The following is a 12,850-nucleotide window of genomic DNA, read 5'->3' as shown; positions in this document are numbered from 1 at the left end:
CATTCAACAATGACGAAATATGTTTTTGTGACCGGCGGTGTTGTCTCCAGTATTGGTAAGGGAATTGTTGCCGCCAGTCTGGGACGGCTGCTGAAATCGCGGCAGTATTCTGTGTCTATTCTCAAGCTTGATCCCTACATCAATGTCGATCCGGGCACGATGAGTCCCTTCCAGCACGGGGAAGTGTTTGTGACCGACGATGGGGCGGAAACGGATTTGGACTTGGGGCACTACGAGCGTTTTACCGATACACCCATGTCCCGCCTCAATAGCGTCACGACGGGATCCATTTACCAAGCAGTGATTAACAAAGAGCGACGCGGTGACTATATGGGGGGAACAGTGCAGGTGATCCCCCACATTACGAATGAGATTAAAGAACGTATTTTACGGGTGGCTAAGGACAAAAACCCCGATGTGGTGATTATTGAAATTGGGGGAACCGTTGGCGATATTGAGTCGCTACCCTTTCTAGAGGCCATCCGCCAGTTTCGCACAGAGGTGGGGCGGCACCATGTGCTGTTTATGCATGTGACTTTGGTGCCTTGGATTCCCTCGGCAGGGGAAATGAAAACAAAACCCACCCAGCACTCAGTGAAGGAGTTGCGCTCCATTGGTATTCAGCCGGATATTCTCATCTGCCGTTGCGATCGCCCCCTGGTACCGGGCATTAAGGAAAAGCTCTCCCAATTCTGTGATGTCCCTGTGGAATGCGTCATTCCCTCGCCGGATGCAAAAAGCATCTATGAAGTGCCCCTGCTGCTTGAGCGCGAAGGCCTTGCGACCCAAGTTCTCAATCTGTTGAACCTGGAACAACGGCAGCCGGATCTCAGTCAGTGGCAAGCCCTTGTGGAGCGGCTCTACGGTTCCCATAGGCCGCTGGAGGTGGCGATCGTCGGTAAATACGTACGCCTCAGTGATGCCTATCTTTCGGTGGTAGAAGCCCTGCGCCATTCAGCGATCGCCCTAGACCAAGAGCTGCGTATCCGCTGGGTCAACTCCGAAGAACTGGTTGAAAATGGTGTTGAAACTGCCCTCAGCAACGTTGGAGCCATCGTTGTGCCGGGAGGCTTTGGCATTCGGGGGGTCGAAGGGAAAATTGCTGCCATTCAATATGCCCGTGAGCAGGGAATCCCCTTTTTGGGGCTGTGCTTGGGAATGCAGTGTGCCGTCATTGAGTGGGCACGCCATATTGCCGGTTTAGAAAATGCCAACAGTGCTGAGTTCGATGCCAATACGCCCCACCCAGTGATTCACCTATTGCCGGAACAGCAGGATATTGTCGATTTGGGGGGAACAATGCGCTTGGGGCTGTATGCCTGCCGCCTAGCCCCCCATTCATTGGCGGAAAAACTCTACGGCGAAACCGTCATCTACGAGCGCCACCGCCATCGCTATGAGTTTAACAATGCCTATCGCAACCTCTTTTTGGAAACGGGCTATCAAATTACGGGCACCTCTCCCGATGGCCGCTTGGTAGAAATTATTGAGTATCCAGCGCACCCCTTCTTTATTGCAGTGCAGTTTCACCCCGAGTTTCGTTCCCGTCCCAATGCACCCCATCCTCTCTTTTACGGCTTGCTGGCCGCCGCCGCTAAAAATTCTAATCGTGATCATCCACAGTTAGTCCCCAGCTTCTAGAGGTTGGCAGCCCTGAGTACGGGCGATCGCAACAAAGCTAGCTATCGCCACAAAGAATGAGAGAGTATCCAGCCCACTAGCAGCAGAATAATTGCGAATCACCTCATGAAACTCCTCCATTTTTTCCAGTGATGCCCCTCTGGTCGAGGGCGTAACTCATCGTGGAAATTTCTACCCCAAATCCCTGGGCATGGTTGATGAAACGGTTATCGGGGTGTGGGGCGACGTCTGCCGCTAGGGCCTCCCATCCAGTTTCCAAGGACGACGGGGGACCACCTGGGCACTCAGCGGTCTCGCTTCAGCCAGCGATGGAGGGTGGCGCAATTCACCTGACAGATTCACCTGACAGATTTGAGTGGCCTCATTGGTTTTGCCACCTTGCTTGAGGGAGCAGACAACTCCCTTTCGTCAGTGAAGCTATCGCTCAGCTTCTTTAGGGATATTGAGGAGGCGTTAGGGGTCATCTGTTTCTCTTTGCAATGTGTCACTCGCTTTCGAAATAGTTATTTTCCCTCCCATCTCAAGAACCTACCGTATGCTGATTTCTCTCAAAATGATGTTTCCTGCCCCACTGGTGGCGACAATTTGGCGATCGCGCCCAAACAAGGCACAGCCGACTTGCAATGACCGTCCGATAGGAGCGGCACAATGGGCATGGATATAGGCAGTGGCCCGTTGATCAATGCGGTGGGCAATGTGGCTGAGAATCTCAGGCAAGACGTGGGGAACCATTCTTTCCAAAAATTTGAGGGCAGCCTCAACCGTTGGCGCTTGCCACACCTGATGCAGCATCTCTAGGTCTAAACCGGCAAGGGCACAAAAGGCGGTGAGAATTTCTTGGCGAGCATCCGCCAGGTGGTGATGGGTATGGAAAATGCCCGCCGCAAGTTTAATTAATTTGCCGTGGTAACCCAAGAGAAGCAACTGTTGAACCTCGTAGTGGGCCGCTGCCACCAGCATTGGACCGAGCCAATTGGCAGTTTTCACGCAGCGGGAAGGGGGAATCTGGAGTTGTTGCGCCACTTGCAGGCCATTCTCACCAATGCAAAAGACAAGAGTGGAGGATTGAGCGGCTTTCTCGGCTAAGTCTTCGCGATAGCGGTCCAGTTGCTCCGGGGCAGTGAGGGGTTGGGCAATGCCGGTTGTCCCTAGGAGGGAAAGTCCCTCAACAATCCCAAAAGCAGCATTTGAGGTGCGCTCTGCCAAGTCCCGTCCTTGGGGTAGGACAATGGTGACAGCGATCGCCCGCTCTTTCGGACAGTAGAGCAACAGATTGGTGGTCAACAACAAACGGGCATAGCGATAGATTGCTGCCTTGCCCGTGGCGCGATCGCGCCCCACCCCAAAGCCCCCCTCAATCTGAATTTTGGGAGCCGTTACAGGGTCTTGCCAGCGCACCCAAGCCCAGATGGGGGTATAGCGGGTAAGATCAAGGGCGTCACTGGGTTCACTGTAGGTTATGGCCAAGGCCTGTTGGGCATCTAAGCAGGCTCCTTGGGCAATGGGTAGGGTTTCACAGCGATTGGGGCGTAGGAGGGCAAGGGTCACCTGTTGAGGACAGGCACCTTCTGTGAGACAGCGCAATGCCGCAACAGCCGCCGCCGTTGCAAAAACCGGTAGCGTATAACCCATGGGTGTTAAGGAGCTAAGTGAGCCAAACTGGCGCGAGCCGCTTCAGCAACTGCTGCCGCAGAGTCAGTGGCCAATTGTTCAAGAAGGGGGCGAACCTCTGGGGTACCAATTTGGCCAAGGGCGATCGCCAGCCGATGGCGGACTTGCCAATCAGGATACGCCACAAATGGCCGCAAGTACTCAATGCTTTCTGGTTGTTTGAGTTCACCCAACGAACCAATCGCCGCCAATTTTACCAATTCCTGGGGACTCTTGAGGGCTTCCGTGAGCAGGCCAACAGCAGCGGGGTTGCCGAGGGCACCCAGGGCGGCAATGATACTAAACTGCAACAGCCAATCGTTGGTACTGTGGTAGGCGGTTTCTAAATCTTCGAGGGCAAAGGGAACTTGCAAAGCAGCCATGGCATCCGCTGCGGCAGCACGGACATCGGTTTCGCTGTCATGGAGCAGGCGATCGCGCAACAGGTCATGGGCTTGATTGAGGTTAGTGTGCCCGAGGCTGGCGATTTGACTGACGGCAGCATAACGGACACGGGAATTTTCATCTTGGCTGAGGGGTTGAATCAGCCTAAAGGCATCCTGGGGATCCAGGCTGCGCAGTTGATTGATGCCGCGCAGGCGATCGCCCACATCCTCCGAGGTAATAAGTTCCTGAATTGCCGCTGGATCCACACCCACATTCTCCACCCAATTTCTTTTATCCTACTCGCTTACCCACAGAAAAGGGCAGAGCGATCGCAGCTTCGATGCCCTGCCCTCCACTTAGGAGTTGCTACTGGGTTGTGCGTTCTAGGCTTCCTTTTCAGCCTCCGCAATTTGCAGCATGGTCTTTAGAACGGAGTCGGGATTGAGGCTAATGGAGTCAATCCCTTGCGCCACCAAGAATTGGGCGAACTCAGGATAGTCACTGGGGGCTTGACCACAGATGCCAATTTTGCGTCCCTTGGCCTTTGCGGTTTGAATGGCTTGCGCCACCATGCGTTTGACCGCCTCATTGCGTTCATCAAACAAGTGGGCCACCAAGGCCGAATCGCGATCCAAGCCAAGGGTGAGTTGAGTGAGGTCATTCGAGCCAATGGAGAAGCCATCAAAGACCTCGGCAAAGGCATCCGCCAACACCACGTTACTGGGGAGTTCGCACATCACATAGACTTGCAGACCATTTTCCCCCTGCTTCAGCCCATGTTTAGCCATCTGCGCCAGCACTCGCCGCCCTTCATCTGGGGTGCGACAGAAGGGAATCATCAGGATCACGTTCGTCAGACCCATCTCATCGCGGACTTTCTTCATGGCGCGGCATTCCAGGGCAAAGCCTTCGGCATAGTTGGGGTCATAGTAACGAGAGGCCCCCCGCCAGCCAATCATCGGGTTTTCTTCATGGGGTTCAAACTGACGACCACCAATGAGATTGGCGTACTCATTGCTCTTGAAGTCGGACATGCGCACCACTACGGGCTTGGGATAAAAAGCAGCGGCGATCGCCCCAATGCCCTGGGCTAACTTATCAACGAAGTATTCCCCCTTATCGCTGTAGTTCTGGGTCAACTCAGCAATTTGCCGCTTTGCTGCCTCATCCTTCAGTTCATCGTAGTGCAGCAGCGCCAAGGGATGGGCCTGAATGTGGTTGGCAATAATAAACTCCATGCGTGCCAGGCCAACACCATCATTGGGAATCGCCGCCAAACTAAAGGCCTCCTCAGGGTTGCCCACGTTCATCAGGATTTGGGTGCGGGTACGCGGCAGCTTTTCGAGAGGGACTTCCGCCACATGGAAGGGCAGCAATCCCTGATAGACATGCCCCTCTTCCCCTTCTGCACAGGAGACCGTCACCTCTGCACCATTGGGGATTGTTTCTGTGGCATCACCACAACCAACAATGGCAGGAATCCCCAGCTCGCGGGCAATGATTGCTGCATGGCAAGTGCGTCCCCCCTGATCGGTGACAATGGCACTGGCTTTTTTCATGATCGGTTCCCAGTCAGGATCTGTGCGGTGGGTCACTAATACTTCCCCAGCTTGGAACTGATCGATATTCCTGACATTGAGGATGACGCGGGCACGGCCTTGGCCAATCATTTCACCGACTGCTCGACCTGTGGCGAGGAGCGTCCCTTTTTCTTCAAGATGATAGGTACGCAGGATGTTCGTGGCTTTTTGGGACTGGACTGTTTCGGGGCGGGCTTGGACGATAAAGAGTTCACCTGTCATGCCATCTTTTGCCCACTCAATGTCCATGGGTGTATAAGCACCCCGCAGGTCAGAGTAGTGCTCCTCAATGAGGCAAGCCCAGCGACCTAGGGTGAGGATTTCCTCATCGGTTAGGGCAAATTGTTTCCGCAGCCTCTCAGGTACCGGTTCATTGCGGGTCAGCTTTGTTCCACCGAGGTCATAGACCATGCGAATTTCTTTGGTGCCGAGGGCTTTTTTCAAAATGGGTCTATAGCCCGCCTTCAAGGTTGGCTTGAAAACTAAGTATTCATCGGGGTTGACGGCACCCTGGACAACGTTTTCACCAAGGCCATAGGCGGCAGTAATGAGAGCCGTGTCCTTAAAGCCTGTTTCTGTGTCAATGGAGAACATCACCCCAGAGCAGGCCAAGTCAGAGCGCACCATTTTTTGCACTCCCACGGACAACGCCACATTGAAGTGATCAAAGCCCTTGATCTGGCGGTAGGAGATTGCCCGATCCGTAAACAGCGACGCAAAGCAGCGATGACAGGCATCGAGAACGCCCTTGAGGCCATGGACATTGAGGTAGGTTTCCTGCTGACCGGCAAAGCTCGCATCGGGCAGATCTTCAGCGGTAGCACTGGAGCGAACCGCCACGTCCGTATTCGGACCATAGCGATCGCACATTTTTTGGTAGGCGGCAGCAATCGCATCCGTCAATTCCGGGGGAAACGGAGTATGTAAAATTAGCGAGCGAATCGTCTGACCCACGCGGTGGAGTTCTGTTACATCCTCAACATCAAGGCCTTCGAGGAGCCGCCGCAGTTGCGTCTCAAGATTTCCCGCTTGAATAAAGTAACGATAGGCATAGGCGGTTGTTGCAAAACCATCGGGGACATTAATACCTTTGGGAGTGAGTTGTTGGAGCATTTCCCCCAAGGAAGAGTTCTTGCCCCCCACCAGTGGCAGGTCTTTGCAGCTCAAGGCATTGAGTTCTAAAACAAATGCTGTTTCCCGATTTGTTATTTCACTGGTTGGTCTAGGAATAGATTGAGTCATTGTTATGCTCCTAAAGATTTAAGTTGCATTGATGGTGCCCTTTGCTGTTCTATGGGGATGCAACAGCAGTGCTTGAGCGGTTAAAGTTTTGAGGGGTTTTGGCTCCCCTTGCTATCGTGAATCTCTCAATTACCTAACTGCACGCAATTCCCAAGTCCTAATCATCCGTTGACAAAGAGAGGCTGCTCAGATACTGAGTAAAGTAGGCAATACATTGCCACCGGTCACTTGATAGACCTTGATAGACAACCTTTACAGAGGGTGTCATCTGCACGGTAGGGAAATCCCTGTTGCCCTATATCTCCATTCTGAAACAGAAAAATTGGCTTTGTCTGTGGCTTAACAATCCCTTAAATTCGTTAGCAGTCCAAATCGCGATGGGTAAAGGGCCTGGCATTGGCACCGCTATAGGTGGCCACAATGTGGCCGTTTCCCACCAGTTGATATTTGTAGGTCACTAATCCCTCTAGCCCCACGGGTCCTCGGGGCGGTAATTTGTGGGTACTGATACCGACTTCGGCACCAAAGCCGTAGCGGAAGCCATCGGCAAAGCGGGTGGAACAATTGTGAAAGACACCCGCCGCATCCACTTCTTGGAGAAAACGAGCGGCGGCGGCGGCATCCTCAGTGACAATGGCTTCCGTGTGACCGGAGCCGTAGGTGGCAATGTGATCCAGGGCGGCATCGAGATCGGGCACGACTTTGATGGCGAGGATCAAATCGCAATATTCTGTGGCCCAGTCGGCTTCACTGGCAAGGCTCATGGGTACGAGGTCGCAGGCGATCGCGTCCCCCCGTAGCTCAACGCCTGCCTGTTGCAAGGCAGCAGCCACTTTGGGTAAAAATGCCTCGGCAATATCGCGGTGAACAAGGAGGGTCTCAATAGCGTTACAGGCGGCAGGATACTGGGTTTTGGCGTCGAGGGTAATGGCGATCGCCTTTTCAAGATCCGCTGCCCGATCCACATAGAGATGACAAAGACCATCGGCGTGGCCCAGCACGGGAATCCGCGTATTGTTCTGGATATAACGCACAAATTCATTGGAACCTCGCGGAATGATGAGATCAACCCACTGATCCAATTGCAGCAGTTCGCTGATTTCCGATCGCTGCGTCAGGAGGGCGATCGCCCCCGCGGGCACTGCCGACTTCTCTAGGCCCCTATGAATCGTCTGCATAATCGTTTGGCAAGAGCGACTGGCCTCCTGTCCTCCCTTGAGAATGGCGCCATTCCCTGATTTAATCGCCAAGGAAGCTATCTGCACGACTGCATCAGGGCGCGCCTCAAAAATCACCCCTAGCACCCCAAGGGGACAGGTGACGCGACTGAGAATGAGCCCCGTATCCAATTCTCGATGGAGTTGACGCTGGCCAAGGGGATCCGGGAGAGCAGCCACTTGACGTACGCCAGCGATCGCCGCCGCTAGTTTACTGGGACTCAATTCCAGGCGAGCATAGAGCGAGGCATTGAGCTGATTGGCCTTGGCTTGCTCACAATCGGCAGCATTGGCCGCCAGAATCTCCTCCCGCGCCTCCTCAAGGGCACAGGCCACCTGTTCCAGGGCCCCATTGCGGGCAGCCGCATCGAGCGTGGCCAGCAGACGCGCCTGCTCATGAACTTCTTTGACCCGTTGCACGAGGGGAGAATTGGTCATAGGGGTTGTCAATTCCAAAGACACATCAGGAGAAATCCTTAAGGGCGATCGTACGCCAAATTGTCCCGCACTTGTGGTAGGTTAACGGCAATTGCATTGCCCTAGAATTGGCCAAAAAACAGGTTCAGGAGGATCATGCGAATTCTATTTGTTGCTGCTGAGGCGGCACCACTGGCGAAAGTGGGAGGCATGGGAGATGTGGTTGGCTCTCTGCCCAAGGTGTTACGCCGCATGGGACATGATGTGCGCATTTTTATGCCCTATTATGGCTTCTTGCCCGATAAGGTGGAGATTCCCAAGGACCCCATCTGGATTGGCCATGCCATGTTTCAGACATTCCATGTCTATGAAACCGTGTTGCCGGGGTCGGATGTTCCCCTTTACCTTTTTGGCCATCCCTGCTTTAATCCCCGCCGCATCTACTACGGTGAGGATGAGGACTGGCGGTTCACCTTTTTTGCCAATGGGGCAGCAGAATTTGCTTGGAACTACTGGAAACCCCAAATTATCCATTGCCACGATTGGCACACGGGCATGATCCCCGTCTGGATGCATCAGGATCCCGACATTACCACCGTGTTTACGATCCATAACTTGGCCTATCAAGGACCTTGGCGGTGGCGCCTAGAGCAAATTACTTGGTGTCCGTGGTACATGCAGGGCCATAATACAATGGCGGCAGCGTTGCAGTATGCCGATCGCGTCAATACCGTTTCGCCCACCTACGCCGAACAGATTAAAACCCCTGAATATGGCGAAAAATTGGAGGGATTGCTATCGTTTATTAGTGGCAAACTCTCTGGCATTCTCAATGGTATTGATACTGAGCTTTTTGATCCCAGTAGCGATCGCGCCCTTGCCCAAAACTACACCGCAGATACCCTAGAGCGGCGTAGGGCCAACAAAATTGCTCTCCAGGAAGAATTAGGACTCGAGGTGAACTCCGGCGCTTTCTTGGTGGGGATGGTCAGCCGCCTGGTGGAGCAAAAGGGGCTGGATCTATTGATTCAAATTTTAGATCGCTTTCTTGCCTATACCGATAGTCAGTTTGTCCTCTTAGGGACGGGCGATCGCTACTACGAAACCCAGATGTGGCAAATTGCCTCACGGTTTCCGGGGCGCTGTAGTGTGCAGTTGCTCTACAGTGATGTCCTGTCGCGCCGCATCTATGGCGGTGCCGACGCCTTCATTATGCCGAGTCGCTTTGAACCCTGTGGCATTTCCCAGATGATTGCGCTGCGCTATGGTTGTGTGCCGATTGTCCGCCGCACCGGTGGCCTTGTGGATACCGTCTCCCACCACAACCCTGAGCAGCAAACCGGAACGGGCTACTGCTTTGACCGCTATGAGCCCCTTGACTTTTACACCTGTCTAGTGCGGGCATGGGAAGGGTATCGCTACAAACGGGAGTGGCATGCCCTCCAGCAGCGGGGTATGCGCGAGGACTTTAGCTGGACAAAATCGGCACTCGCCTACAATGCTCTTTATAATTCCATCTATGGCTTGCCGCCGGAAACCATGCCCAATCCTAGTCCAACGCTGGTACCGGCAGTGACCTAGTCATTAACATCGTGACTATATCGTGGCTAGGCAATGTGTGGTGATTATTGCCTACGAGTACATTGACCCCCTCTGGCAGCCCCTACCCGATCCCCAAGTGTGGGGACAGGAGATTGACCACTGGGTACTGGATGTGGAGGCCTCCCGCCCACAGTTGCGGTACTGGTTGCAGCGGCTAGTGCCTGGGTATTGGCTCTTGCAGCAATTAAGTGCCCTTGGCCAAACGGTGATGGAAGTGAGCGATCGCCTGCGGCAACTAGAGACAGCAGGGATGACTGTGATTGCCCTCGCTGAAGGCTACGTTAGCGATCGCCCCCCCGCTGGTGATCAACTCTTGTCCCTCTGGGATCAGGTGAAGCAGCAACTCCACCGGCAAACCCTCTGCCACAACCACGCTCGTCATCGTCTCAAGCACCGTCCGCCGCCGGGTCGTGCCCCCTATGGCTATCGCCGAGGCAAAGAGCACTATGTGATTGATCGAGCGGCAGCCGTTGTCGTCAAGGATTTTGTTGAGCATTTTCTCCTCTATGGCTCCCTCAGTGCAGCGGTGCGCTTTATTGCCCACACTCACCACAAGCGGATTAGCGTAGCCACAGGTCGGCGCTGGCTGACCCACCCCGTCTATCGCGGCCATCTTTACTACCAAGGAAAAACGGTAATTCCCCAAACCCATGCCCCCCTGATTACGCCCGATGAAGCGGCTCAGGTGGATCGGCTGTTGCGGCGCCAACGCTCTCTGCCCCGTCGTAGTGCCAGTGCTCCCCATCCTCTGGCGGGATTGGTGATTTGTCGCCAATGTCAGCAACGCTTTGGTCGGACTCAGGTGCAGCCCTATCGCCAACCCAGCCAATATGCCTATTTGCGTCCCCTCCACTGTCCCCTTTCCCCAAAGTGTCGCAGCATTCCCTACAACGCTGCCCTAGCTGCTGTCATTGATCAAATTGGCGAACGCCTGCCGCCGGCGATCGCTCAACTTTGCCTACCGTCGTCAACCCTCACCGCCGAAATTGCAGCTATTGACAAGCAACTGCAACAACTGACTGCACTAGAAGGCCAAGGTCTCTTGGATGCGGAAACAGCTCAACTGCGCCGCTATAAACTGGCTGGGGAGCGGGCACGAATTGAGGCACAGCAGGCACAACTGCCCCCTAGCAACCTCTTGCAACTCGCGGTTACCCTCAGTCAGCCTCAATTTTGGTACCAACTCTCAGCCGCAGAGCAACGCTTTTATCTACGGGAGTTTTTACAGGCCATACAGGTCACCAGCCGCCCCCCACAGCCTTGGTCTGTCCATTTACAATTTATTTGGGAATCTGCTATTGGCAGTGCCCCTTAACCATTTCCAGTGCCCCGTTGGGCTGAAGAGCTGAAATGGGCAGGGTGGCTTATAGATTAGGTTATAGGTATAGATAAATAAAAAACAGCCATAAGAAATCGCAGGTATAAGGACTTATGACGATTGAACTCAGCGATCGCCAAAAGCAAATTCTGGGCGCTACGATTAACCATTACATTGCTACGGCGGAACCCGTCGCCTCAAAGGCGATCGCCACCGAATACAACCTCAACGTCAGCCCAGCCACCGTGCGCAATACGATGCTGCTCCTCGAGAAAAGCGGCCTGCTTTACCAGCCCCACACCTCCGCAGGGCGAGTGCCCTCCGATTCTGGCTATCGCGTTTATGTGGATGAACTGATCCAGCCTATTCCCGATATAGCTCGCAAAGCTGAGAGTCTCTTGAGTGAGCGATTTATTTGGAGACAACAACGTCTTGAGGTGATCTTGCGGCAAGCAGCGCAGTTACTTTCGGATCTCAGTGGCTACATTACGCTCATTACGCTGCCTAATGCTTTGGAGCGACAAATTCGGGTGATTCAACTGGTCGCTTTGGATTCGCAGCAGGTGATGGTCATTCTGGTTCTCGATACCTACGAAACCCAATCAGCGCTCATTCAATTGGAGCAGGGGGAAGAAGACCCTGAGCTACGGGAGCGTACCCTACAGGTACTGACCAACTTTCTCAATCATCAGTTGCAGGGGCGATCGCTGGTGGAACTCAGTGCCATTGACTGGCAAAAACTGGATTTGGAGTTTCAAACCTACAGCCAGCAGCTTCAGGCCCTACTGCGGCAGTTGAGGGATCGCTACAGCCACCAGGGCACCGCCTTTGTCATCAGTGGCCTTGCGGATCTCCTCCAGCAGCCAGAATTTTCCCAAGTGGAGCAGGTACAAATGCTGCTGCATCTTCTCGAAGACCAACAGGATCAACTAGCTCCCTTGATCACTACCGATAGCCAAGCCCCCTCCCAAGTGCAAATCCGCATTGGCAGTGAAAATACCCTAGCACCGATGCAATGCTGTACCTTGGTCTATTCCTGCTACTGCTATGGGGACTCTCCCGTAGGCAGTATTGGCATTCTAGGGCCGACGCGGATGCCCTATGCACGGATTATTCCCCTAGTGGCCACAGCGGCAGACTATTTGACAGAGCAGGTGAGTTGCCGCAGGTAACAAAACCTACGGCTGCGGTCACAATAAGCTTTTCTTTTTCAAGAAGAAAATATTTTGGCAAGTTTGATAGTATGGCAGAGCTGTCCGGGTTGTCGTACGCCATTTCCAGGTACTGACTCGCAATACTTCCCAGCCCTCGCAGCTTTCTATCCTCCTTAAGTCGCTTGGATGTAGTTGGCTTCTGTGCATGCTACCGCTGATCAATCTTTGCGGCGTAGTGGCCCATGTCGCCCCCTAGAATCGTCAATCGCTTATTGTGCCAAAAAGCAACAAAGTCCACACGATATCAGGGCAGAGGATGCCTTCAGTGAGGGCCAGTCTGCCTGAAAATACCAGTGGATGCAAGCTTGGGGTATGAGCACTGGAATTTGTGCCAACGGCATCTGATGACAAGGAGATTTTTCAGAGTTACCACTTTTTGCCGGGTCTCTCGTTGTGCGTTCATCGGCTCCTTGCTTCGGGTCCTTAGGGCCTTAGGTCCATTGCTTGTAATTTTTACTGCCCTATAGCTATCTATTGGGGAAGCTCCAAAGCTTAATCTCTAGGCACCAGAGGTCCCTACTCCCTAGAGTGAGGAGAGAGAGCATGCTACTAAAACTGTGAAGTGATTGCCACGTAACCAAC

9 protein-coding genes are annotated in these 12,850 nt (G+C 53.8%); 4 read left to right on the top strand and 5 right to left on the bottom strand.

The genetic code is table 11. The features are described from left to right. Positions 1-9 precede the first annotated feature (9 nt). Positions 10-1,641: a CTP synthase gene (locus TLL_RS03905; protein ID WP_011056613.1), complete on the top strand. Its 1,632-nt coding sequence runs from the start codon at positions 10-12 to the stop codon at positions 1,639-1,641. A 103-nt stretch (positions 1,642-1,744) separates the two neighbouring features. On the opposite strand, the gene TLL_RS13490 is transcribed toward TLL_RS03905, so the two are convergent. The 5 genes from TLL_RS13490 to TLL_RS03880 form a co-directional block, all read right to left on the bottom strand. Then, complete coding sequence (locus TLL_RS13490) at positions 1,745-1,900, bottom strand: IS630 transposase-related protein (protein ID WP_164920755.1); 156 nt, start codon at positions 1,898-1,900, stop codon at positions 1,745-1,747. A gap of 269 nt (positions 1,901-2,169) precedes the next feature. Continuing rightward, positions 2,170-3,273: a cobalt-precorrin-5B (C(1))-methyltransferase CbiD gene (gene cbiD, locus TLL_RS03895; RefSeq protein WP_011056612.1), complete on the bottom strand. Its 1,104-nt coding sequence runs from the start codon at positions 3,271-3,273 to the stop codon at positions 2,170-2,172. 5 nt (positions 3,274-3,278) lie between these two features. Then, entirely contained in the window at positions 3,279-3,959 is a 681-nt protein-coding gene (nblB, locus tag TLL_RS03890) for a phycobilisome degradation protein NblB (RefSeq protein ID WP_011056611.1), read from the bottom strand. A 102-nt stretch (positions 3,960-4,061) separates the two neighbouring features. Next, complete coding sequence (gene ppsA, locus TLL_RS03885) at positions 4,062-6,500, bottom strand: phosphoenolpyruvate synthase (RefSeq protein WP_011056610.1); 2,439 nt, start codon at positions 6,498-6,500, stop codon at positions 4,062-4,064. A gap of 359 nt (positions 6,501-6,859) precedes the next feature. Then, a complete protein-coding gene (locus TLL_RS03880; RefSeq protein ID WP_165442178.1) occupies positions 6,860-8,155 on the bottom strand; it encodes a glutamate-5-semialdehyde dehydrogenase in 1,296 nt (431 codons plus the stop codon). A 135-nt stretch (positions 8,156-8,290) separates the two neighbouring features. Between TLL_RS03880 and glgA the strand changes: the two genes are divergently transcribed. From glgA to hrcA, 3 genes are all read left to right on the top strand, one after another. Then, entirely contained in the window at positions 8,291-9,715 is a 1,425-nt protein-coding gene (glgA, locus tag TLL_RS03875; protein WP_011056608.1) for a glycogen synthase GlgA, read from the top strand. Positions 9,716-9,737: 22 nt separating this feature from the next. Further along, on the top strand, positions 9,738-11,051 hold the full coding sequence (locus TLL_RS03870; protein WP_011056607.1) for a recombinase family protein: 1,314 nt from the start codon (positions 9,738-9,740) through the stop codon (positions 11,049-11,051). A 116-nt stretch (positions 11,052-11,167) separates the two neighbouring features. After that, complete coding sequence (gene hrcA / locus TLL_RS03865; RefSeq protein WP_011056606.1) at positions 11,168-12,226, top strand: heat-inducible transcriptional repressor HrcA; 1,059 nt, start codon at positions 11,168-11,170, stop codon at positions 12,224-12,226. Positions 12,227-12,850 lie beyond the last annotated feature (624 nt).

It is taken from the genome of Thermosynechococcus vestitus BP-1, assembly GCF_000011345.1.
Lineage (GTDB): Bacteria > Cyanobacteriota > Cyanobacteriia > Thermosynechococcales > Thermosynechococcaceae > Thermosynechococcus > Thermosynechococcus vestitus.
The sequence above is the reverse complement of the archived record's forward strand: the minus strand, read 5'-3'. Positions and strand labels throughout refer to the sequence as shown.

Bases quoted from the DNA above. Each gene is read 5' to 3' on its own strand.
- glgA (WP_011056608.1), top strand. From the start codon at position 8,291: ATGCGAATTCTATTTGTTGCTGCTGAGGCGGCACCACTGGCGAAAGTG.
- ppsA (WP_011056610.1), bottom strand. From the start codon at position 6,500: ATGACTCAATCTATTCCTAGACCAACCAGTGAAATAACAAATCGGGAA.
- TLL_RS03905 (WP_011056613.1), top strand. From the start codon at position 10: ATGACGAAATATGTTTTTGTGACCGGCGGTGTTGTCTCCAGTATTGGT.
- TLL_RS03880 (WP_165442178.1), bottom strand. From the start codon at position 8,155: ATGACCAATTCTCCCCTCGTGCAACGGGTCAAAGAAGTTCATGAGCAG.
- cbiD (WP_011056612.1), bottom strand. From the start codon at position 3,273: ATGGGTTATACGCTACCGGTTTTTGCAACGGCGGCGGCTGTTGCGGCA.
- hrcA (WP_011056606.1), top strand. From the start codon at position 11,168: ATGACGATTGAACTCAGCGATCGCCAAAAGCAAATTCTGGGCGCTACG.